Origin of the sequence: Sphingobium lactosutens (genome assembly GCF_013393185.1) — a bacterium.
GTDB lineage: Bacteria > Pseudomonadota > Alphaproteobacteria > Sphingomonadales > Sphingomonadaceae > Sphingobium > Sphingobium lactosutens_A.
On the sequence record NZ_QJQX01000084.1, the window covers coordinates 58074 to 81353 of the forward strand.

Consider the following 23280-nt stretch of genomic DNA (forward strand, 5'->3'; position numbering starts at 1 on the left):
CGCCTGATCGAGATCTATCTTATTCGAACTGGGCCGAAAGGACGGTTGCGACATGTTCGGGGGCGATATCGTCGATCGCAATCTCGCGATCGGGATGTTCGCTATAGCCCAGCATTCGACCCTGTCGGTCGAACGTGATGGAGAGCAGCCTCAGTCCTTCTTCCTCGCGAATGACCGCGAGGCCACCGGCTGATGGAAAGCGATCCGGATCGACCACGATGATCGACCGTCCCGGCAGGCCGGCCCCCAATGTCGGGCGGCAGATGCGCAGGCCATAGGCGCGCAGCCCGGCATTGCGGGGCGCTTCCACCTGTTCCCCGGTTGCGATCCGGGCGATCAGGCCGTCGTTCAGCGGCGCGCCGAACACCGGGAGCAGTCGGACAGTCGCATTGTCCGACGCATGAATGGCATCCAGCACGGGGGCGGGCGTCTCGCCGGACGAGAGAGTCCCCAGAGCCGGCTGTGCGGCGCGCGCTTTCCGACGGGGTTTGCCCGATCCGTCAGGCACGATCAGTTCATGCCGCAATGCCAGAACCTTCCTCCGGGTTTTCGCGATCCTCGTCTCCGGATTGGCGACCAGCGGCAATGTGGTGTCGAGATCCCCCTGCGCATGGACGGCGATCATATGCTGTTCCAGTTCCTCTGCGCTGGCCACGCCAAGCAAACCATAGAGGGCCTGCCGGATATCGGCGCTCCATCTATCGATCGGCTTATAGGCATTTTCGATACGCGACAGGATGACCGGGGCGATGCCATAATCCAGTTCGAGCGCGGCGATCGTCAGTGACGCATTGGCGGCGCGGCGCGCGCGTACGGCCGCAGCGACCAGCACGGCGAGACTGTCCGCCAGCGGATCCATGCCGCCGGGGGCCTGAAAATCCGCAGCCCAGACGGCAATGTCGAAGGCCGGATCGTCAATGTCGATCAGCAACCGCTCAGGCGCGACATCCAGTGCCGCGGCGATATCCCTGATCTCGTCCGCGCGGGCGAAGATTTCGCCGCGTTCGATCTTTGACAGGCGAATATAGGTGATGGTCGGAATGACCTGTGAAAGCTGCAACAGCGAGCCGATATTCTTTTTCTTCCGATATTCCCGGATATTGTTCGGGAATAGGAAAGTGCGAAACATGTCTATGCCTGAAATTGGCCGCAGGCCGGTCTTCACCCTGATGTCTTTAGAACGTGAACGGCCATTTTTCTGTGTCATTTTGCCCTCTGCACGCAGATATTCCAGGAACAGCCCGTCACTCCCTTGATCGCTATCATTCCACGGCGTCCGCTCATGGTCAATGACTTGTAAAGGATATGAATTGCGGCGCCTTGATTTGCATCATCCTATAGGAGATATATCGCAGTTCATTTGTTGTCCGGACTTGCGATGCAGAACGCGTGTATGGGCCCGATGTTTCCCGAAAATTTCACAAAACGTCACGTTTTTTTCGTCACTTCACTGTTTGAAGCCTTGGCGGTCTAAAATGGCCGCCGGCAGCGATATAGGATGTTCTCCTATTTCGTCTCATATCGCTGCAGCGTTTCCAGAGGATGAACGGCGCATATCGAAAAATGCGCGGGCAAAATGTCACGTCCCTATAACGACAAACGCCCGCAGACGGGGATCAGCCCCGCCCGATGGCCGTTTTTAACAGGCCGATCTGCTTGCGATAGAGGTTGGTCATCGCGGCGAAATTCGACTGCACTTCGCCCATCTTGAGCAATTGGTCTTCCAGCGTGACATTATTGCCATCAGGCTTGGTCTCGCTGATCTCGCTTTCCAGCGTCACGCCGCTGCCCGCCTGCGGCGCCCGCGCGCCCAGCGCTGCCATCCCGCCCGACAGGTGCACTTGCGGCCGGCTGATGCGGGGTTTGCCGCCAATGCTGCCATAGACGTCGACCAGTGACGAAAAGTCGGGGGCTTCTACGGTCCGGGCCTTGAAGCCGGGCGTTTCGCCATTGGCGATATTTTCCGCGATCACACGCTGGCGTTCGGAAAGATGCTTCATGGATTGGCCGATGCCGGCCAGCAGGGATGGGGTGGAGGTCATCGCGGTCTGTTCCTTTATGCGGAAAGGCGGCTGAGCGCTGCCTGATATTGGGCAAGCCGGGTCTGTTGATAGGCGGAACCGCTGCCGGTGATGGTGCCGTTTACCTGCGCTTCCTTGGATGAGTCCCAATATAGCGAACGGTAGGCGCTCTGGGTCATCGACAAGGCCGCCTTGACGCGCGAAAGTGCCGCGCTGGCGGATTTCGCGTCGGTCAGGCTCAGCAGGTCGCTCAGATTGAGGCTATAGCTGCCGCCTGGCGTCACCTTCGGCGCATTCTTGTCCTTGGGGGCCGCGGCCACGAGGCGGACCGGTGCCATACCCAGCTTGGCGAGCGCGTCGTGGCCGTCCGCTCCGGCGATCAGTTCAATGTTGTGGCCGGTCTTGACGTCGATCCGCAGCACCTGCTCGCCATCGACCTTGGCGGTGGTGGCCGTGCCGTTCACGCCGGTAATGCGCTGGATCTTCTGCGCCAGCGTGGCCATCGTCTCATCCTTGCCGATGGTGATTGTCCGCGTCGCGCCACCATCGACACGCAGGCTGAACTTGTCGCCTTCCTTGAGCGTGGTCTGGGATGAAATGGTTGCCGATACCGTCTGGTTGAGCGCTCCTCTGCTGAGGCCGAGCGCGCCCAGCGCCGTCGCGCCGCCCGTCACGGCGGCAATCTTCACCGGTTCGACCGTATGGGTGACAAGGCCCCATTGGTCGACGGCCTGGACAATGCCGGTGGCCGGATCGATCCGGGCGACGAAACCATCCACCTTGCCGCTCTTGCTGCCTTCAAGCGCGCCAGTCGTGCGGCCGCCGACATAGAGCGCCCCGTTCATATAGGTGATGCTGTCGGCCTGATCGTCATTGGCGGTGCCGATATAGCTGGTGCTGGCCGAAGAGAGGTCGGCGGCGATCCGCGTCACGAAGGCATCGCGCCCGCCGCTCATGCCATTGGCCTGATCGCCGTTGACCGCAACGCTGGTGGCGCCAGCTACAGCGATCTCGCCGCTATCCGACACGGCGATGGCGCGTGCATCGACGGCGCCCAGATTGGCCGATCCAAGATCGGTGGACAATGCCTGCGCATCCATCCGCATCAGCGTGGCATTGCCGCCCTGCTTGGTGAGCGCCAGCAGCTCGCCCGATCCGTCGATGGCGAGCGCGGTGATCGAGTCCGCTCCTCCGCTGTCGATCGTCCGCTTCTCCTGGACTTTGCCCGACGCGTCCAGCCGCACGATCACTGCGTCGCCTCCGCCGGTCGAGGCGCGGCCCGCGACATATAGGTTGCCGTCGTCACCGACCGCCACCGCAGTTGCGTTTTCATTGCCGACCTGCCGGATGGCGGTGGCGAAGGTCTGCGTCCCGTTGGCGGTGAAGCGCGCGACCAGCATGTCGGTCTGGCTGTCGTCGCTGCCGTTGAACGCGCCGCTGACCGTGCCTGCGACCACGATATCGCCATTGGCGGCAATGGTGACGGCGGCGCCTTCGCCGGTTCCGGCCGCGCCCAGGCTGCGTTGCCAGACGACCTTGCCCTCGCTGTCGACCTTGGTCAGGAACAGATCGTTGACGCCATCGGAAAGCGAACTGCCAAGGTCGCCGGCCGTGGTGCCGACGACATAGCTGAAGCCCTGCGCGTCGGTCGCGATGGCGCGCGCCGTGGTGCCGGCATAGACGGTGGGCTTTGTCGCATCCCCGTCATCCTCGTCGGCATTGGCTGCCGCCGCGGCTTGCGCCTGCGCCGTCGCCTTGCTGTCGATGGCGTTGATGGTGTTCAGTCGCGCGGCCTCCAGCGAGGAGGCCGGATCGTCGACCCGGAAGATCTGGGCGGAGGTTGGCCCATCGGTTGCGGTGCGTCCGCTGGCGATCATCAGCGCGTCGGTGGAATTGACCTGATCGATCGAAACCTTTTCGATGCCCGCGGCGGTGAAGGCAAGCCCCCAGGTGTCGCCGGTCTTCTCCACGTTGAAGCGCGACTTCCATTGGGTGGTCGGGTTGCCGTTGCCATCCAGGATCGGATTGCCGCTGCTGTCCAGCGCCGGCGTCGCGCCGATGGCGGCGTTCAGGGCATTGGCCACGCTGTCCAGCGTCGGCGGCTGTGTCGTGGTCGACAGGTCGACCGTGACCGTCTCCGTTGCCGTGCCGCGTGTCAGCTTGATGCTGAAGATTTCATTGCCGCTGAGGCCCGACAAGGCCCCATCGCGCGTCTTGCTGACGCCTTCGGCATAGATTTTCCCGGAAAGATCGACAGGCTGGATACCGATGCTTTCCGACCGACGCGTGACGAGACCGTAGTTCAGCGTCAGAAGATCGGTTTCCGCCTGACCCAGATAGGTTTGAAGATCACTCAATCCCTTGGCGAATATTTTTTGCAGAGCGGCCCGTTCGGTCGAGGAGGTGGTCTTCTTGGCGGCGCTTTCTGCCAGCAGGCGCAGGGCGTCGAGCGCCTTGTAGGTGGTGAAGGCGGTCTGCACGTCGGGCAGATCCTCCAGGCCATTGTCGGTTTCGGTGTCGATGATCGTCTTGAGCCGCTTGATGGCTGCAATCTGTGTGCTGAGCGGCGCATCGCTGGGGTCTTCCTGCCATGGCGGCGTGGTTTCCGGCAGGGTAAAGGCTTTCTTCGCTTCCATCACCGCCGGTGTCTCCGTCGCGGCGCTATAATAGGATGTGAAGCCATTGGTGCCGCCCAGCAGGGAGAGGCCGACTAGGCCATTGGATAAATTTATCGTCAACCGATCCTCCATCGCCGGAAGCTGCCGGCATTCTCCTATAAGATAGAGGAATGCAGCCCTGATCCGGTGCGCCGGCAGGGCAATATTTTGGGGAATATGCGCAGATGAACATGATGACGCCGCAGATCGGCGAGCCGCCAGAACTGAAGAAATATTCGGGCCTTCAGCGGGCGGCGGCGCTGATGCTGGCGCTTGGTCGCGAACATGGCGGTCCGATCTGGGAGCAGCTATCGGTCGAGGAGATCAAGGAACTGTCCGCCGCGATCGCCCAGTTGGGCCGCGTGCCGTCGGTCGTCGTCGAGCATCTGCTGGTGCAGTTTTCCGGCGAGGTGTCGAGCATGGCCTCGCTCCATGGATCGTTCGACACGGCGGAACGGTTGCTGGAGGGCATATTGCCCGCAGATCGCGTGCGCGAGATCATGGAGGATATTCGCGGTCCGTCCGGCCGGACCATGTGGGACAAGCTATCCAACGTTAGCGAATCCGTGCTCGCGGGCTATCTCAAGAATGAATATCCGCAGACCGTCGCCGTCATCCTGCACAAGCTGCGGTCGGACCATGCCGCCCGCGTGCTGGCCGAACTGCCTCGCGAACTCGCCACCGATGTCGTGATGCGTATGCTCAAGATGGATACGGTGCAGAAGGATGTGATCCTTCAGGTCGAACAGACGTTGAAGAGCGAATTCATGACCAACCTGTCCCGCGCCCAGCGCCGCGACCCGCATGAGACGATGGCCGAACTGTTCAACGCGCTCGACCGGTCGACCGAGGAAGCGATGCTGGTCGCGCTGGACGACAAGGCGCCGGATTCGGCCGAACGTATCCGCGCGCTGATGTTCACCTTCGAGGATCTGGCGAACCTGTTGCCGGGCGCGATCCAGACGATCGTGCGCAACTGCAACAAGCGCGATCTGGCGCTGGCGCTCAAGGGCGCGCCGGAGGAGATGAAGCAGATCTTCTTCAATGCCATGACCGAACGCGCGGCCAAGCTAATGCGCGACGATATGGCGGCGATGGGGCCGGTGCGTGCACGCGAATGCGAGGAAGCGCAGACGTCGCTGGTGCGTCTTGCCAAATTGCTTGGTGATCGGGGCGAAATCATGCTCGTCGATCCCAAGAGCGACGATGCGATGATCTATTGAACCGATGATGGAGGCTGCCATTTCGATAAAGCCCTTCGGTTTCGACCGGGTGTTCCGCTTCGGCGCTGCGCCGGAAGAGGAGCATGGGCCGGTCGCGCCGCCCGTCGAGGAACTGCATGCGCAGATCGTGGCGCTTCAGGAGCGGATCGAGCAGATGCGCCAGGATCAGGATGCGGCCTTGCTCAGGGCGCGGTCCGAAGGCGTTGCGCAGGGGCTGGCGCAGGCGCGGGGCGAGCGGGCGGAGGCCATATTGTCCGCGACCGACGCGCTGCACGCCGCACTGGACGACCTTGGTGGACAATGGGGCGCCGAACGCGACCGATTGATGCAGGATGCGGCCGAGGTGGCGCTCTGCGCGGCAGAGATGATTGCCGGCCATGCTATCCGTCAGGAGCCGGGGCGGGCGATCGATGAAGCTCTGGGCCGCGCGCTGCGACAGGTGGCGCGCGGCACTGCCGTGCTGATCCGCGTGCATCCCGACAGTCTGGAAGATGTCGAACGGCTGGTAGCGGAGCGCCGCGTCGGGGAACGGCGCGCGCTCAACATCGGCATCGTCGCGGATGCGGATATCGCCCCGCACGATGCCCATATCGGCTGGGCCGAAGGCGGGCTGGTGGTCGACGCCGCCGCGCGCCGCGCGGCGGTTGCGCGCGAGCTGGGCGGCCTGATCGGGGAGGGTGAGGGCGCGTAAACTTTTCCCGCGTCCGGCAACTATTGCCTAGCCGCTCCTCCTATAATGATCAGGGGGACGGCCAGGGGGGCCGCCCACTCTCTCACAAAGAGGCAGCCTTGAACGCTTTGCGGAATTTTATCGAGCAGATCGGCCCTCGTCGCGCGCTGCTGATGGGGGGCGTCGCCGCCGCCCTGTTGCTGGGCATCGGCTATCTGGCTCTGCGAAGCCCATCGAGCGAGATGGGCTTTCTCTATACCGACCTCGACCCCTCCGCCGCGCAGGCGATCAGCGAAAAGCTGAAGGGACAGGGTGTTCCCTTCCAGATTTCGGCCGACGGCACGTCGGTCATGGCGCCGGTCGACAAGCTACCGGAACTGCGCATGGCGATGGCCGGCCAGCAACTGGGCGGGAAGATCGGCTATGAGGTGCTGGATGCCGAACAGCCGTTTGGCATGTCGGCCTCGCGCGCGAAACTCAACGAAACCCGCGCGGTAGAGGGCGAACTGGCCCGGTCGATCGAAAGCCTGGAGCGCGTCAGCAAGGCGCGCGTCCATCTGGTCATGCCCGAACGCGCCATGTTCGAGACGGAACGACGCAAGGCGACGGCAGCGGTGACGGTCAAGACGACCGGCCGGCTGCCGGGGGAATCAGTGCAGGCGATCCGCTATCTGGTGGCGTCCGCCGTACCCGAATTGTCGCCCGAAAGCGTGTCCATCGTCGACCAGTCGGGTGCGCTGCTGGCGCGGGCCGGGGAAAGCGGCGGCGCGGGATCGTCGGAGATTGACGAGCGTCAGGCGGCCCTCGAGGACAAGCTGCGCGCGGAGATCGAGGCGATGGTCGCGCCGATCGTCGGCACCGGCAAGGTCCGCGCCGAAGTCGCCGCTGTGCTGGAACGCGACCAGGTGCGCGAGGAAGCGGAAACCTTCGACCCCGATACGCAGGTCGTCGCGCATCAGGTCACGGTTGAATCCAGTGACCAGAATGACGAGAGCGGCGCCGGTGCGCAGGGCGTGACCGTAGGCGCGCAGTTGCCCGACAATGAAGCGGCGATCAACGGCACGGGAGGCGAAAGCCGCCGATCGGCCCGTAACGAAACCTCCGAAGACATTACCTACCAGAATAGCCGAACTCAGAAGGTCAGCGTCCGGTCGCCGGGCAAGGTGGCGCGCCTGACTGTCGCGGTGATGGTCGACGGTGGCCCCAAGGGCCTGCCGCAGTCGGAAATCCAGCGGCTTCAGCGCCTGGTCGAAAATGCGGTCGGCTTCGATGCCGAACGGGGCGACAGCGTGGTCGTGGAAAATATGAGCTTTGCCGCGCCGGGCGATCTGGACGGCACGGATGGCGGCCTGCCCTTCGGTCTGACCGTCGGCAATCTGCTCGACCTCGCCAAATATGTGCTGATCGGCGGCGTGATCCTGCTCGCCATCCGGATGCTGCGTCCCAAGGTTGCGCCTGTGGAAGCGGAAGCCCAGCCGGTCGAGCATCTGCTGACGCCTGAAAATGATGAGATGGCGGCGCTCGCCCAGCGCGCGGCCGACGGCGACGAGGGCGCGATGCGTCAGCTGGAAGAGATGCGGCAGGACGTGCCGCTGCTCGATGAGGAAATCGCGCTGGCCCAGATTGACGGGAGGATCAAGGTCTCGGCCCTGAAGCGCATCGGCGACGCGATCGCCGCCGGTCCGGCGGAATCCGCCTCGGTGATCCGCCAATGGATGAATGCATGAAAGGGATGCAATGAGTGAAGATATGGAACCCCGGCAACTGACGCCGGCCCATCTGACTGACGGCAGCGATGATGTGGAGATGAATGCCGATCCCAACTGGTCGCCGCGTCCCTCCGCGCCGCCGACGCCCGACGATCTCCAGGCCGTGTTCGACGTGCCGGTCAAGGTGCAGGCGATATTGGGCCGCGCCCGGATGGATATTGGCGAATTGCTGCGGCTGAAGCCTGGCATGGTGGTCGAACTCGATCGCCGCGTCGGCGAACCGGTCGACATCTTCGTCAACAATCGCCTGATCGCGCGCGGCGAAGTGGTGCTGATCGACAGCGCGCTTGGCATCACCCTCACCGAAATCGTGCGACAGGAGCGTTGATGTCCGCATCGGAACATGACCCGACCCGCTTGCTGCTGGTCGGCGATCTCAACAAGACCATGGGTCTCGCCGTCGAAATGGTGCGCGGTTCCGCTGCCAGCATCGCGGTCGGCACAGCGGATTGCGAGGCGCTGGACCGCTGGCGTCGGACGGTGGGCGATCTTGTAGTTGTCGATGTCGCTGTCAACTTGCCCGACGTGATTTCGCGATTACGCGGGGAGCGTGCGGCCAGTCAGGCGATCACCGTCGCCGTCGAGCAGCTGGTCGGCCACAGCGTCGACCAGGTGGAGCGCGCACTGATCCTCCAGACGCTGGATCGCTGCCGGGGCAACCGGACCACTGCGGCGGCCATGCTCGGCATCTCGGTGCGGACGATCCGGAACAAGCTGCGGAGCTTCCTGACCGAAGACTTCACGCCGCCGCCGGGGTTGTTGCGACATTGATCGACGCTTGATCCAACCCCGTTCGTTTCGAGCATGTCGAGAAACGATGTGCTCCATGCTTCTCGACTGCACTCGAAGCGAACGGATGTGGTCGCACTCTCCCCCTTCATCGGAACTCTCCCATGAAAGTCCAACTTCCCGCCAAATTCGACGAGATGATCGCGCGTCTCGGCCCCGGCCGCGACCTAGCGCTGGCGCTGGGCGTGACCGGCATCATCGCGATGCTGATCCTGCCCATGCCCGGCTGGATGCTCGATTTGGGGCTGGCGCTGTCGATCACCGCTTCGGTCCTGATTCTCATGACCGCTTTGTTCATCGACAAGCCGCTCCAGCTGTCGAGCTTTCCCACGATCCTGCTGATCGTCACCATGTTGCGCCTCGGCCTCAACCTGGCCTCGACCCGCCTGATCCTGGGCCATGGGCATGAGGGGCATCAGGCCGCGGGCGGGGTGATCGCGGCCTTTGGCCAATTTCTGATGGGCGGGGAGACGGTGATCGGCCTCACCATCTTCGCGATCCTGATCGTCATCAACTTCGTCGTCATCACCAAGGGCGCGGGGCGCATCGCCGAAGTCGGTGCGCGTTTCAGCCTGGACGCGATGCCCGGCAAGCAGATGGCGATCGACGCGGACCTGAATGCCGGGACTATCACCGAAGCGCAGGCCAGGGAACGCCGTGCCGAAATCGAGGCGGAAAGCGGCTTCTACGGGGCGATGGACGGTGCGTCGAAGTTTGTGAAGGGCGACGCCGTCGCCGCGCTGCTGATCACCGCGATCAACATCGTCGTCGGCCTCATTATTGGCGTCGCCATCCACGGTGTGCCCTTTGGCGAGGCGTTCACGACCTATACGATCCTGACCGTCGGCGACGGCCTTGTCAGCCAGATCCCGGCGCTGATCGTCTCGACCGCTGCCGGCCTGCTCGTGTCGAAGGGCGGCATCGCGGGCAAGACCGGCGCGGCGCTGGGTGAGCAACTCGGGCGCTATCCCAAGGCGTTCGGTGTCGTTGCCGCCTTGATGCTGGTGCTGGCGCTGATGCCGGGCCTGCCCTTTGCACCCTTTGCCCTGTTCGGCGGTATCTGTGGCTGGCTGGCGTGGAGCATGACGAAGAAGGCGGAGGCCGCGATAGTGCAGGCCCATATGGAGGAAGCGGCGGCGCAGCAGCAGGTGGCGCAGGTCGAGGAGCCGATTTCCCGCACCCTTGCCATCGACGCGTTGCGGATCGAGCTGGGCTATGGTCTGCTCCCGATGATCAACGATGCCAGCGCCGAACCGCGTCTGGACGATCAGGTCCGCGCACTGCGGCGACAGATGGCGATCGATTTCGGCTTCGTCCTGCCCTCGGTCCGCATTCTCGACAATATGGCGCTTCAGGCCAATGAATATGTCGTCTATGTCAAGGAAACCGAGATTGCGCGCGGCGAACTGCGCATCGGCAAGCTGCTGGTCATCAATGCGGCGGGCCAGGATCTGGGTATCATAGGCGAGCCGACCAAGGAACCGGTGTTCCACCTTCCTGCACTCTGGATCGATCGCGACATGCGGGAGGAAGCGGGCTTCCGTGGCCTTACCGTGGTCGATTGCGGGACGGTCGTCACCACCCACCTCACTGAAATCGTGAAGGACAATGTTGCGGACCTGCTCTCCTATGCCGAAACGCAGAAATTGCTGAACGAGGTCCACAAGGACGCCGAAAAGCTGATCGCCGACCTCATTCCCGCGAAAATCTCTGTCTCCGGCGTCCAGCGCGTGTTGCAGAACCTGCTGTCCGAAGGCGTATCGATCCGTGATATCCCGACGATATTGGAAGGCATAGCCGAAGCGACAGCCATGACCGGAAGCCTGACGCAAGTGACCGAGCATGTGCGCGCGCGCCTTGCTCGCCAGATTTCCGCGCAGCAGACCCATGACGGGACCATCCCGGTGGTGACGCTGGGCAGCCAATGGGATGAGGCGTTTGCAGAGAGTATCGTCGGACAGGGGGATGAGCGGCATCTTGCCATGGCGCCGTCCAGTCTTCAGGCGTTCATCGCTGCCGTCCGCGATACTTATGACCGGTTCGCCACGCAGGGCGAGATACCCTGCCTGCTGACCAGTCCGCCGCTCCGTCCCTTCGTCCGCTCGATCATCGAGCGGGTGCGTCCGGCGACAGTGGTGCTGTCGCAGAATGAAGTGCACGCGCGTGCGCGGCTGCGCAGCCTCGGAACGATCGGTTGACGTGACCGGAGTGGGGCCGACCCGTCTATAATGACCGTATAGAAGTGGCGCACGACGCCCCAAGATCGAGAAACCATGCCAGCAGCATCCATCATTTTATCCGCTCTCGCCCCAGCCGCCACCATGGCGCCGCAAGAGGTCGCTGCGCCATCGGCCGATCCGGCGGGGGCGTTTCGCGCCCTGATCGATATCGCCTCGACGAGCGGAGCCGGAACGCCACCGGCTCCAGCTCTGGCCCCGGCAAGCCCGACGCCGATGCCCACGGCCAGCGAACTGGCCGATTTTCCCGTCGCCGCCGGCCCGGATGTGGAGGCGCCGCTGCTCCCTCAGCTCGGTCTTGCCGCGACCGGCGGCACGGCGTTGATGTCGCGCGTGGTCGTTGCGCAGGCCGATCCATCGACGCTGCAATCGCCGGATGGAGCTGCATCGGTGAAGCATGATGAAAGCGCGGAACCTGTCGAGAGGTCGCCGACGCCGGCGATACGGGTCGCCGCGCATGATATGCCGTCGATCCTTGTAACGCAGCCAGGCCCCGAAGGCGCGCGATCGACGGACGCCAGGATCATGGAGGCAATGTCCGACGAGGACGACACCGTTCTGGATGGGGATGCCGCCTTGATGGAAGGGGCAAGGGTGGTGATGCCTTCGCCAGCTTCGGTGGAGGCTCTGGCGGTGGCTGCCGCGCAGCCAGCACCGGCTTCTGTGCCGCAACAGAGCGGGCTTGAGGGGCGGGTTCCGCTCGCCGAAACCGCGATGACCGGGCCAGCGGCTTCGGCCAAACCCGCGATCGACGATCCGGCGCGAGAAATGCCCGCCGCGACGCAAGCATCGCCGCAGGAGACAACGGAGCAGGGAGAAGAGCGATCCACCTCTAAGCTTCCTGGTGCCCGCATGTTTCATGGTGAGATGGTGGCGGCGGGGAAAGAAGGCCTGACCGTGCCTGCGAAGATGGCGACGATCGATGGCGGGCTGCCATCCCCCTTGCTGACGCAGGCCATGACGCCGGTTGCCAATGGCCCGGCCGTCAGCCCTTATCCAGCTGTGCCCCAAGCCGCGGTCATGACGCCTGTCGTGATGGCCCAGCCCGGCCGGATCGGCGCTGATATCGGCGTCGAGATCGCCCGGGCCGCAAAGGGCGACCGCGAGGATGTATTGATCCGGCTTGACCCGCGCGAAATGGGGCGCATCGACGTGCGCTTGTCCTTTGATCGGGACGGCATGTTGCGCGCGGTCATGTCGGCCGATAGTCCCGCAGCGCTCGACATGTTACGGCGCGAGAGTGGCGACCTCAATCGAGCGCTCGCGGATGCGGGCGTCCGCCACGATGCCCAGTCCTTCCGTTTCGATGCACGCTCGGGCGATCAAGGGCAGGATAGCGGCTTCGACCAAGGCTCGCGGCGCGATCAGCAGGATCAGGGCGCGCGCGCTTCTTTCGACAATGGTGGCGATGAGCTTGCCGATCTCCATTACCGGCCGCTGCGCGCCAGCGGCCAAGTCGACCTCATGGCATAAGGATCAACGAAGTGACGACGGTCAACACGACGACGACTGCCTCGAACACGGCTACATCGCAGCTTGCAGGGCTGTCTACCGATTACACCATGTTCCTGAAGCTGCTGACCACGCAGATGCAGAATCAGGATCCGCTCGATCCCATGGACACATCGGAATATACCCAGCAGCTGGTCCAATATTCGCAGGTCGAACAGGCGATCCAGCAAAGCGCGTCGCTACAGGATATCGTCTCCCAGCTGAGCGCGCAGCAAATGTCGCAGGCGTCGAGCTTCATCGGCAAGGAAGCGCGTTTCGATTCCGCTATTGCGGGTCTCGGCACCGATCCCGCGACCTGGACTTATTATATCAATGGCACCCCAGGCGCCATTACCGGCACCATCAAGGATTCATCCGGCCAGGTGGTTAACACAGTCACGCTCGATCCCACTGCGCAGGGGCGGTTCGAATGGGACGGGACCAAGAGTGACGGGACGCGCGCCGCAGACGGGGCGTACACATTGTCGCTCGCGGCGACGACCGCTGGTGGTGACAAGCTGGATTCGACGATCAATTCGGTGGCGAAGGTCACGGATGTGGTCAGCAGCGGCGCCGACATCATGCTGGGCGTGAATGGCATCCGCATGCCGCTTTACGGCCTGGTCGGTGTCTCCGCCATTGATTGACCGGCAGGTAAGGTAAGGAAGGGCTGATCCGGGCTGCCGGATCAGCCGCAAATGCCTTTGGCTGCGCCGGCGGCATCTATGGCCGTGCTCAGCATGGTGCAGCCGGCCATCCGTGCCGGCAGGGCGAGCATCAACAGACAGTCTTCGATGGAAGGATCTTCGGCAGGGCCGATAAGGTCGATTATGTCATCCCTGGAATAATCGAAGATATTCATGCAATGATGGGCGGCCGCTTTCCAAAGGGTATTTGGACATTCTACCCGCAACTTCAGTGTGAACTCAAATTCCCTGTCCGATACTTCAATCATATTGACAGCGTCGTCTGTGTCAGTGAACATTTTTCACATACGCTCTCGATCATGATGCCCAAACCGATAAGGCGTGGAAATTTTCCGATAGTAGAGACCGTCCCCCGAACTCCGGCGATCTACTGCTATATGTGGGATATCCTTCCAACTAAGGGTTTTCCCTTATGTGGCCGGAAAAGGCGCGGTATATGGATAGCCCGTCCGGATCGTACCAAGATTAGTCGTCGCCGATGACCGGATTCGCCTTTCCCATCCTATCATGAAATCGGGTGGCGCTTCGTTGGAATTGCCGCCCTGATTGCAGAGGGGGACCAATGATGAGTGGCACGGACATCGAAGCACGGCTTCGCTTTTTCGAACTGGATGACAGGCAGCGCAGCCTGCTTCGCGCTTCGAGACCGATCCTTGAACGGTGTATCGGGCCGGCCCTCGATCGCTTCTATGAGCGCGCCAGGGCGACGCCGGATACGGCGCGCTTCTTTCGAGACAAGGCGCATATGGAGATGGCGCGATCGGCGCAGATCCGCCATTGGATGCATATTGTCGATGCCCGGTTCGATGCGACCTATCATGACAGCGTCCGGCGCATCGGGTCCGTGCATGCCCGTATCGGTCTTGAACCGCGCTGGTATATTGGCGCCTATTCCCTCATCCTCGACGAAATAATTCGTGCGGTGGACCGTGCCGCATCGCCATGGCAAAGATTGCTCGCGCGCAGGCGCGGTGGCGGTGAAATGACCGCTGCCCTGGTGAAGGCCGCGCTGCTGGACATGGAACTGTCCATTTCCATCTATTTCGAAGAAGCCGCGATCGAACGGAACGAGGCGATCGCAAAGCTGGACGGGGCGTTGGCACGCTTGGCTCTGGGCGACCTGGCAGAAGATGTGAGGGGTTTGCCCCAGGCATTCTGCTCTCTCGAAAAATCCTATAATCAGACGTTGTCCAATCTGCGCGACACCATCGGTTCGGTTGTCCACGCATCCGCCACGATCAAGGGCGGATCGCGCGACATTGCTGACACGTCGGAGAATCTGGCGCGCCGGATGGAGAGCAATGCGGCCGCGCTGGAACAGGCGGCGGTGACGCTGGGGCAGGTCGAAGACCGGGTGAAAGCCACCGCGTCGGGCGCTCGGGAAACATTATCCATAGCGGACGAGGCGCTTATAGCCATGGGGCAGGGCAAGGCGGGGGCCGGCGATGCCGTTCGCACCATGCATCTGGTGCATGAGAGCGCGCGGGGAATCGACGCAGTGATCGAGGGCGTGGACAAGATCGCCTTCCAGACCCGCGTGCTGGCGATGAACGCGGCTGTCGAGGCTGGTCGCGCGGGGGATGCCGGGCGCGGATTTGCGGTGGTCGCCGACCTTGTCCGGGCGCTCGCGATGCGAGCCGAGGAAGAGGCCCGGAAGGCGCGCGAGGGGTTGTTGGCCACTCAGTCTGAAATTGCGGCCGCGGTGGGCGCTGTCACAAGGGTGGATGGTGCGTTGAACGGCGTCTCCTCGAAATTCGAACGAGTACATGCCCTGATCGCGCAAATGTCGAACGATAACGCGGCGCAATCCAATGCGATTACCGAAGTCAACAGCGCGGTGGGTGTGATGGACCGCGCGACCCAGCAAAATGCATCGATGATCGAGAAGGCTGCGGTCGGCGCCCAGTCCCTTCATGACGATGCCGCTCAACTTGCCGCCCAGGCGGGACGCTTTCGCATCGGTGCAGCAAAAACGATGTCACGATAGACGATCCTTCGCCGCATCCGCACGGGCGCGGCCATCGCATCAGGCGGCGTTTCTTCGCCCGCCTGACGACGAATGGCGATTGACCGGCGCCGCGAGCCCCAAATGCTCCCGGAAGGTCGTTCCTTCATAATCGGTCCGGAAAAGGCCTCGCGCCTGCAGGATCGGGATCACCTTTTCGACGAACAGGTCGAGCTGGCCGGGGAGCGGTTCGAACAGCACGAAGCCGTCGGCAGCGCCGCTTTCGAACCATTGCTGCAGCCTGTTCGCGATCGTCTCTGCGGAGCCGACAAAGGCGCCGCGCGGCGTCGCCAGCCGCTCGGCCACCTGTCGCAGCGTCAGATTTTCCGCCCGTACTTCGGTCAGGATGCGCAGCGTGCCGCTCTGCTGGCTGTTGAGACCGATATGCTCGACATCGGGGAAGGGGGCGTCGAGATCATATTGGCGGAAATCATGGTCGTTGAAGGTGCGCGACAGGAAGCCGAGCCCCGTCTCGATCGATTCCAGCGCTGCCAGTTCGCGATATCGCGCTTCCGCATCCTCGTCCGTATCGCCGACGATCGCAGCAATGCCCGGAAGGATGAAAAGCCGGTCGGGATCGCGGCCGAAGCCCCTGGCTCGCGCCTTGACGTCGGCATAATAGGCCTGGCCCTCTTCCTGCGTGGCGGCATGGGTGAATATCACCTCGGCCCGGCGGGCAGCGAAGCTGCGGCCATCGTCGGACGCGCCAGCCTGGAAGATGACGGGCTGTCCCTGCGGTGTTCGCTTGATGTTGAGTGGACCGCGCACCTGGAAGAATTCGCCCTGGTGGTTCAGCTGGTGCAGCTTGTCCGGATCGACGAACCGCCCGCTTTCCTTGTCCGCGACATGGGCGCCGTCCTCCCAGCTGTCCCACAGTCCCTGAACCACGTCCAGATATTCGGCAGCGATGCGATAGCGGACGGCATGGGCGGGATGTTCGGTCTTGCTGAAATTGGCGGCCGTGTCGCCAAGCCAGGATGTGACGACATTCCAGCCTGCGCGCCCGCCGCTCAAATGATCGAGCGATGCGAATTGTCGTGCAACGTTGAAGGGTTCGGAATAGCTGACCGTCAGCGTGGCGACCAGGCCGATGCGCGATGTCGTGGCGGCCAGCGCCGACAAGATGGTGATCGGTTCGAAGCGGTTGAGATAGTGGGGGCTGGATTTTTCGTTGATCGACAGGCTGTCGGCCACGAACAGGAAATCGAACTTGCCGCGCTCTGCAATTGCCGCCTGTCGCTGATAGTGGGCCAGGCTGGTGCTGGCGTTGACATCGCGTTCGGGATGCCGCCAGTCGTTCCAGGTGCGCCCGACACCGTGGAGGATGAAGCCGAGCTTGATATGCCGTTGCTGAGTCATGGCCGTGCCTTTCGGGATGAGCGTTCCCTTATCGGTAGGACGCAGCGGCAAAGGCGACCAACGCGGACTCCTTGATGATTTATGATTTGGGCAAATAGGCGCCCTACAGACCCTCTGCCTCGACCCAATGCGCGCTGGTAAGCTGGCGTGCGAGCGCCCAGACCTGCCGCCTGATGTCGGGCACAGCGACGATTTCCCAGTGGGCGCCGCGTGTCATCGGTCCGACGATCAGCAGACGTTCCTGCGCATTGCCTGACGCATCGATGGCGTGGCATTGCCGGTCGACGTCGATGCCGATGGCGAGTGGATCGGGACGAATGTCGCCGCGATCGAACAGGTTGCGCAGCAAAGGATCCTTCACCCGACGGAGATCGCCCAATGGTCCGGTGCAATTGACGACGCGTGCAACCCGAACGGTTTCGATCGCAGCATGGCAGCGCGGGCGCAAATCCACCGCCAGCTCATCGCCATCGTTCTGCGCGGCGACGATCTTTGCCGCGCGCACCTTCAGCCTTCCCTCGACCTGCAAGGCGTCCAGCCGGGCGGCGACCTCCGGTGCGATACGATGGCGGTGCACGTCCCAGTAGGGCCGAAGATGCCGCAGGAACCGGCTCCGCTCGGCGGGACTGGCGGCGCGCCACATATCCTGCGTGAAGGGACGAAGCTCGTCGACGGCATTGCGCCAGCCAATCTCCGCGCTTCGCGCCCGGACGGCGTGGACCAGGCCGGACGCGGGCCCGTTCAATCGTTCACCGCGCACGGCATAGGGGTGAGTCTGCGCATGGGCATGGGGGGCGAGGCCGCGGCGGGAAATGGCAATGATCCTGCCCTTGAAGCCACCGCTGTCCAGGCTCAATGTGCAGTCCACTGCGGTCAGGCCGCTGCCCAGCAACAGAACGCTGTCCTGTGCGCCCAGCCCTTGCGCGATATCTGTCGCCCAGGGGTCGTTGACATAGGCGGGGCGCCCTTTTCCTACCAAGGCAGGCAGATCATGGGGCGGCAGATTGCCCGAAGCGACCACGGCCACGTCGGCTGTAAACCTGTTACCGGACTTGAGGGTAAGGAAGGCGCCATCGGCTGCGGTGGTCAGGTCGACGGCCTCGTCCTGCAGGATGGTCAGCCGATCGCCGGCCAGGGACCGCATTTCATCGAGCATCGCGCAAAGATAGGCGCCATAGTCGCGCCGCCGCGCAAAACTGCCCTCCTGTCCAAGCGACCGGGTTCCAAGCCATTCGGCGAAATGACCGGGCTGGTCAGGCAAAGCGCTCATATTGGCGGCGCGGACATTGAGGACGTGATCCTCCTGCGCGGCGCCATAGGCGAGGCCGCGACCGAGCCGGTCGGGCCTGCGTTCGATCAGCGTTACCCGGACCGTGCCGTGCCGTAGCAGGTTGATCGCGAGCAGCGCGCCGCTGAAGCCTCCACCGACGATGGCGACATGATCGACCCTTAGCATGAATCAAGCAATTCCAGATATAGAGCCAGTCCCGACAGCATGCGAACACCCCTGCCGCAAACCGCAGATTTCTGCAGTTTTTCAAGGCATGCCCTGCCGGACGGGACAGTTCAAGAGAAAAGGCGATGAGCGTCCGATAAAGGCGCCACCCTTTTACCGTCACTGCATTGCCCGCTCTGGCGTGCGATCACTCCCGGGAAATATGCCGATCATACGCAAATACTATGCGTTTCCTATTTCCCCTCTCTCGAATTCAAATGCGACCCTGCCCTAGTTGAAACACTGCACACGACTCGGGTGCCGCACCTCCTGCGGCCTCGCAATGCCGTGCGGGAGATTTCACATGCAGGACATCCTCTGGATCGGCCTCACCCTGGGCTTGCTGGCGGCGACGCTTGGCTACGCAGCCCTCTGCGACAATGCATAGGGGGCCGGACACATGACGATCGACCTCTGGTTGGCCGCGCTGACGGCCGCCGGCCTTCTTCTCTATCTGGTGGCCGTGCTCGCACGCCCCGAACGCTTCTGACGGGAGGCGACGATAATGACATTCCACGGATGGTTCCTGATCCTCGCCTTTGTCGGCATCTTGCTGGCGCTGGCGAAGCCGATGGGCCTGTGGCTCTTTGCGCTGTACGAAGGTCGGCGCACGCCGCTCCATGCCGTGCTCGGCTCGGTCGAGCGCGGATTTTACAGCCTGTCTGGCATTGACCCGACCGAGGAGCAGGGCTGGCGTCGCTATGCGGTGCACATGCTGATCTTCAACGCGGCCTTGCTGTTCTTCACCTATGTGATCCTGCGTTTGCAGGGCGTCCTGCCGCTCAACCCGCTGGGCTATGCCGGGGTGAGCGAGCATCTTGCGTTCAATACGGCGATCAGCTTCACGGCCAATACCAACTGGCAGAGCTATGGCGGGGAATCGACCATGTCGAACCTCAGCCAGATGTTGGGCCTGACCATTCATAATTTCCTGTCGGCCGCGACTGGCATTGCGCTCGCCTTTGCCCTGTTCCGCGGCTTTGCGCGGCGCGAAGCCTCCGGCGTCGGCAATTTCTGGGCCGATATGACCCGGGTGACGCTGTACCTGCTGCTGCCGGTCTGCTTCGTCATCGCGCTCTTCTACATCGCGAGCGGCGTGCCGCAGACGCTGGCCGGATCGATCGACGTGACCACGCTCGAAGGTGTGAAGCAGACTATCGCGCTTGGCCCGGTGGCGAGCCAGGAAGCGATCAAGATGCTCGGCACCAATGGCGGCGGCTTCTTCAACGCCAACTCGGCGCATCCGTTCGAGAATCCGACCGCGCTCACCAATTTCGTCCAGATGCTGTCGATCTTCGTGATCGGCGTAGGCCTGACCTACACGTTCGGCAAGGCCGTCGGCAATGTCCGTCAGGGCTGGGCGATCCTTGCGGCCATGCTGCTGCTGTTTCTCGTCGGGACGACGATCACCTATTGGCAGGAAGCCGCCGGCAACCCCGTACTCCACAATATGGGCATCGCCGGGGGCAATATGGAAGGCAAGGAAGTCCGCTTCGGCATCGCTGCTTCGGCGCTGTTTTCGGTTGTCACGACGGCGGCTTCGTGCGGCGCGGTCAATGCGATGCATGACAGTTTCACGGCGCTGGGCGGTCTCATTCCGCTGTTCAACATGCAACTGGGCGAAGTCGTGATCGGCGGCGTCGGCGCGGGCATCTACGGCTTCCTGCTGTTCGCCATCCTGGCTGTCTTCGTTGCCGGTCTCATGGTCGGTCGCACGCCCGAATATGTCGGCAAGAAGATCGAGAGCCGGGAGGTCAAGCTGGCGGTGCTGGCGATCGCCGTCCTGCCGCTCATCATCCTGGGCTTCACCGCCATCGCCAGCGTGCTCGACGTCGGCCTTGCCGGACCGCTCAACAAGGGGCCGCATGGCTTTTCGGAAATCCTCTATGCCTTCACCAGCGCCGTGGCGAACAACGGCTCGGCTTTTGCCGGCCTGACCGCGAACACGCCCTTCTATAACGGCATGCTGGGGGTCGCGATGTGGATCGGTCGCTTCTTCATCATCGTGCCGATGCTGGCGATCGCCGGTGGCCTGGCCGCGAAGAAATATACGCCCGAGACGGCAGGCAGCTTCCCCACCACCGGACCGCTCTGGACCGGATTGCTGGTCGGCATCGTCCTGATCGTGGGCGGCCTCACCTTCCTGCCCGGCCTCGCCCTTGGCCCGATCGCCGATCATCTTGCGATGAACAACGGCCAGCTTTTCTAAATATTGGAGCATATCCATGGCACGCCAAGCGTCCAAATCGCTCTTTACCGCCGACCTGATCGTCCCGGCGATCGGAGACGCGTTCCGCAAACTCAATCCCAGGGAACTGATCCGCAATCCGGTGATGTTCACCACTGCCGTCGTGGCGGTGCTGCTCACCGTCCTGCTTGCCGTCGGGCAGGACGGGCTGAGCATGGGCTTCAAGCTTCAACTCGTCATCTGGCTCTGGCTGACGGTTGTCTTCGGCACCTTCGCTGAAGCGCTGGCCGAGGGGCGGGGCAAAGCGCAGGCTGCCTCGCTGCGCGCGACCAAGGCGGAACTGACCGCCAGGCGTCTGAAGGGAGACGGCCGCGAGGTCGAGAATGTCCCGGCCAGTGCCCTGAAGCTCGGCGATATCGTGCTGGTCGAGACGGGCGACCTGATCCCGTCCGACGGCGAAGTCGTTTCAGGCGTCGCTTCGGTCAACGAAGCCGCCATCACCGGTGAATCCGCGCCGGTGATCCGCGAGGCGGGTGGAGACCGTTCCGCGGTGACGGCCGGTACCCGCGTCATCTCCGACGAAATCCGGGTGCGCGTGACCGTCAATCCGGGGCAGGGGTTTCTCGACCGGATGATCGCGCTGGTCGAAGGCGCGGAACGGCAGAAGACGCCCAACGAGATTGCGCTGACGCTGCTGCTGGTGGGGCTTACGATCATCTTCCTGATCGCGGTCGGCACCATTCCGGGCTTTGCCAGCTATGCGGGCGGCTCGATCCCGGTGTCGATCCTAGCCGCGCTGCTCATCACCCTCATCCCGACGACCATTGCAGCGCTGCTGTCCGCGATCGGCATTGCCGGCATGGACCGGCTCGTCCGCTTCAACGTACTTGCCAAGTCGGGGCGCGCGGTCGAGGCGGCAGGCGATATCGACGTACTGCTGCTCGACAAGACCGGCACGATCACGGTCGGCGATCGTCAGGCGACCGAGTTCCGCACCGTTGGCGGCACGAAACAGGCCGACCTTGCAGAAGCCGCGCTGCTCGCCAGCCTGGCCGACGAAACGCCGGAAGGGCGGTCGATCATGCTGCTTGCCCGCGAGAAGTTCGGCCAGACAGCTAACGCGCTTCCAGCAGGAGCGGAGGTCATTCCCTTCACGGCGCAGACCCGCGTCTCCGGTGTCAGCTTCAATGGCTCCGCTATTCAGAAGGGCGCGGTGGATTCGATCCTGCGCGCCTATCCCGATGCGGCCAAAACCCGGACGGCCGAGGAACTGCGCCGTGTCAGCGACGAGATCGCGCGGGCGGGCGGCACGCCGCTGGCCGTGGCGAAGAATGGCGAGCTGCTGGGCGCCATCTTCCTCAAGGATATCGTCAAGGCCGGCATCCGCGAGCGCTTTGGCGAACTGCGGCAGATGGGCATCCGCACGGTGATGATCACCGGCGACAATCCGTTGACCGCTGCGTCGATCGCGGCGGAAGCCGGTGTGGACGATTTCCTCGCCCAGGCGACGCCGGAAGACAAGCTGGCCCTGATCCGCAAGGAGCAGGAGGGCGGCCGCCTCGTCGCCATGTGTGGTGACGGCACCAACGATGCGCCGGCGTTGGCGCAGGCGGACGTCGGCGTCGCCATGAATACCGGCACGCAGGCAGCGCGCGAGGCCGGCAACATGGTTGATCTCGACAGTGATCCGACCAAGCTGATCGAGGTCGTTGGCCTCGGCAAGCAGCTCCTGATGACGCGCGGCGCGCTTACCACCTTCTCGGTGGCAAATGACGTGGCCAAATATTTCGCGATCATCCCGGCCATGTTCGTGGTGCTTTATCCGGGGTTGGGCGTGCTGAACATTATGGGCCTCGCCACGCCGCAGAGCGCGATCCTGTCGGCGATCATCTTCAACGCGCTCATCATCCCGCTGCTGGTGCCGCTGGCCCTGAAAGGCGTGACTTATCGTCCGATAGGCGCGGGTCCGCTGCTCGCGCGCAACCTCGCAATCTACGGCCTAGGCGGCCTGATAGCGCCCTTTGCTGGCATCAAGCTCATCGACCTGGCCGTCAACGGCCTTGGCCTCGCCTGAGGAACAAAAGCATGAACAAGGACATACTCACGTCGTTCAGGCCCGCGCTGGTCATGATGATCCTCTTCGCGATCCTGCTGGGGCTGGTCTATCCGCTGGCTCTGACCGGGATCGGTCAGCTGATCTTTCCGGCACAGGCCAATGGCAGTCTTATCGAACAGGATGGCAAGATAATGGGATCGACCCTGATCGGTCAGGGCTTTTCAAGCGACCGTTATTTCAACTCGCGCCCGTCGGCGGCTGGCAAGGGCTATGATGGCCTTGCCTCTTCCGGCTCTAACCTTGGGCCGACGAGCCAGGCGCTCGTCGATCGTGTGAAGGCGGATAGCGAGAAACTGAGCCAATCCAATCCTGGCAAGCCAGTGCCCACCGACCTCGTGACGGCCTCGGGTTCGGGCCTCGACCCTGACATCACACCCGAAGCAGCCTATTATCAGGCCGATCGCATCGCGCGGGTGCGCGGAGTGGACGGCGCGAAGGTCAAGGCCCTGATCGATCAGAGTATCGAGCCGCCGCTGCTCGGCTTCCTGGGCGAGGCCCGCGTCAACGTCCTGGAAATCAATCGACGGCTGGACCAGATCGGCGCTAAATAGCC

The 23280-nt window shown here is 63.2% G+C and carries 19 protein-coding genes; 13 read left to right on the forward strand and 6 right to left on the reverse strand.

Annotated elements, in window-relative coordinates; all coding sequences use genetic code 11:
• Positions 1–19 precede the first annotated feature (19 nt).
• The 3 genes from DM806_RS25465 to DM806_RS25475 form a co-directional block, all read right to left on the reverse strand.
• Positions 20–1129: a helix-turn-helix domain-containing protein gene (locus DM806_RS25465; RefSeq protein WP_256869494.1), complete on the reverse strand. Its 1110-nt coding sequence runs from the start codon at positions 1127–1129 to the stop codon at positions 20–22.
• 487 nt (positions 1130–1616) lie between these two features.
• Positions 1617–2042 (reverse strand): flagellar biosynthesis protein FlgB, encoded by a 426-nt coding sequence (locus DM806_RS25470; protein ID WP_179045952.1) that lies wholly within the window; start codon positions 2040–2042, stop codon positions 1617–1619.
• A gap of 14 nt (positions 2043–2056) precedes the next feature.
• On the reverse strand, positions 2057–4759 hold the full coding sequence (locus DM806_RS25475) for a hypothetical protein (protein ID WP_179045953.1): 2703 nt from the start codon (positions 4757–4759) through the stop codon (positions 2057–2059).
• Between the two features lie 113 nt (positions 4760–4872).
• On the opposite strand from DM806_RS25475, the gene DM806_RS25480 reads away from it, so the two are divergent.
• The 8 genes from DM806_RS25480 (at position 4873) to DM806_RS27890 (ending at position 13504) form a co-directional block, all read left to right on the forward strand.
• Positions 4873–5901: a flagellar motor switch protein FliG gene (locus DM806_RS25480; protein ID WP_372859788.1), complete on the forward strand. Its 1029-nt coding sequence runs from the start codon at positions 4873–4875 to the stop codon at positions 5899–5901.
• A 7-nt stretch (positions 5902–5908) separates the two neighbouring features.
• A complete protein-coding gene (locus tag DM806_RS25485) occupies positions 5909–6592 on the forward strand; it encodes a FliH/SctL family protein (protein ID WP_179045955.1) in 684 nt (227 codons plus the stop codon).
• Between the two features lie 98 nt (positions 6593–6690).
• The gene (fliF, locus tag DM806_RS25490; protein WP_372859770.1) at positions 6691–8298 is read left to right on the forward strand and encodes a flagellar basal-body MS-ring/collar protein FliF; all 1608 of its coding nucleotides are present in this window, start codon (positions 6691–6693) and stop codon (positions 8296–8298) included.
• 79 nt (positions 8299–8377) lie between these two features.
• Positions 8378–8668, forward strand: a complete 291-nt coding sequence (fliN, locus tag DM806_RS25495) for a flagellar motor switch protein FliN (protein ID WP_372859789.1) — start codon at positions 8378–8380, stop codon at positions 8666–8668.
• Entirely contained in the window at positions 8668–9111 is a 444-nt protein-coding gene (locus DM806_RS25500) for a helix-turn-helix domain-containing protein (RefSeq protein WP_179045957.1), read from the forward strand. The genes fliN and DM806_RS25500 overlap by 1 nt, the downstream gene beginning before the upstream one ends.
• A 122-nt stretch (positions 9112–9233) precedes the next feature.
• Positions 9234–11327 carry a flagellar biosynthesis protein FlhA gene (gene flhA, locus DM806_RS25505; RefSeq protein ID WP_179045958.1) on the forward strand — a complete coding sequence of 698 codons (2094 nt, stop codon included), beginning with the start codon at positions 9234–9236 and terminating at the stop codon, positions 11325–11327.
• A 75-nt stretch (positions 11328–11402) separates the two neighbouring features.
• Entirely contained in the window at positions 11403–12839 is a 1437-nt protein-coding gene (locus DM806_RS25510) for a flagellar hook-length control protein FliK (RefSeq protein WP_179045959.1), read from the forward strand.
• Positions 12840–12850: 11 nt separating this feature from the next.
• On the forward strand, positions 12851–13504 hold the full coding sequence (locus DM806_RS27890) for a flagellar hook assembly protein FlgD (protein ID WP_179045960.1): 654 nt from the start codon (positions 12851–12853) through the stop codon (positions 13502–13504).
• A gap of 41 nt (positions 13505–13545) precedes the next feature.
• Here DM806_RS27890 and DM806_RS25520 read toward each other — a convergent pair whose 3' ends face one another.
• Positions 13546–13812: a hypothetical protein gene (locus DM806_RS25520; protein ID WP_179045961.1), complete on the reverse strand. Its 267-nt coding sequence runs from the start codon at positions 13810–13812 to the stop codon at positions 13546–13548.
• 317 nt (positions 13813–14129) lie between these two features.
• Here DM806_RS25520 and DM806_RS25525 point away from each other — a divergent pair, with 317 nt between their 5' ends.
• On the forward strand, positions 14130–15551 hold the full coding sequence (locus DM806_RS25525) for a globin-coupled sensor protein (RefSeq protein WP_179045962.1): 1422 nt from the start codon (positions 14130–14132) through the stop codon (positions 15549–15551).
• Between the two features lie 39 nt (positions 15552–15590).
• On the opposite strand, the gene DM806_RS25530 is transcribed toward DM806_RS25525, so the two are convergent.
• Both DM806_RS25530 and DM806_RS25535 read right to left on the reverse strand, forming a co-directional pair.
• Positions 15591–16928 carry an LLM class flavin-dependent oxidoreductase gene (locus DM806_RS25530; RefSeq protein WP_179045963.1) on the reverse strand — a complete coding sequence of 446 codons (1338 nt, stop codon included), beginning with the start codon at positions 16926–16928 and terminating at the stop codon, positions 15591–15593.
• A gap of 103 nt (positions 16929–17031) precedes the next feature.
• The gene (locus tag DM806_RS25535) at positions 17032–18384 is read right to left on the reverse strand and encodes an FAD/NAD(P)-binding protein (protein WP_179045964.1); all 1353 of its coding nucleotides are present in this window, start codon (positions 18382–18384) and stop codon (positions 17032–17034) included.
• Between the two features lie 439 nt (positions 18385–18823).
• Between DM806_RS25535 and DM806_RS25540 the strand changes: the two genes are divergently transcribed.
• Genes DM806_RS25540 through kdpC form a run of 4 tightly spaced genes read left to right on the forward strand, consistent with a single transcriptional unit; the run spans position 18824 to position 23278 of the window.
• Positions 18824–18913 (forward strand): potassium-transporting ATPase subunit F, encoded by a 90-nt coding sequence (locus tag DM806_RS25540; protein WP_179045965.1) that lies wholly within the window; start codon positions 18824–18826, stop codon positions 18911–18913.
• Positions 18914–18928: 15 nt separating this feature from the next.
• Entirely contained in the window at positions 18929–20632 is a 1704-nt protein-coding gene (gene kdpA, locus DM806_RS25545; protein WP_179045966.1) for a potassium-transporting ATPase subunit KdpA, read from the forward strand.
• A gap of 16 nt (positions 20633–20648) precedes the next feature.
• The gene (kdpB, locus tag DM806_RS25550; RefSeq protein WP_179045967.1) at positions 20649–22685 is read left to right on the forward strand and encodes a potassium-transporting ATPase subunit KdpB; all 2037 of its coding nucleotides are present in this window, start codon (positions 20649–20651) and stop codon (positions 22683–22685) included.
• A gap of 11 nt (positions 22686–22696) precedes the next feature.
• Positions 22697–23278 carry a potassium-transporting ATPase subunit KdpC gene (kdpC, locus tag DM806_RS25555; RefSeq protein WP_179045968.1) on the forward strand — a complete coding sequence of 194 codons (582 nt, stop codon included), beginning with the start codon at positions 22697–22699 and terminating at the stop codon, positions 23276–23278.
• The last annotated feature ends 2 nt before the right edge of the window (positions 23279–23280 follow it).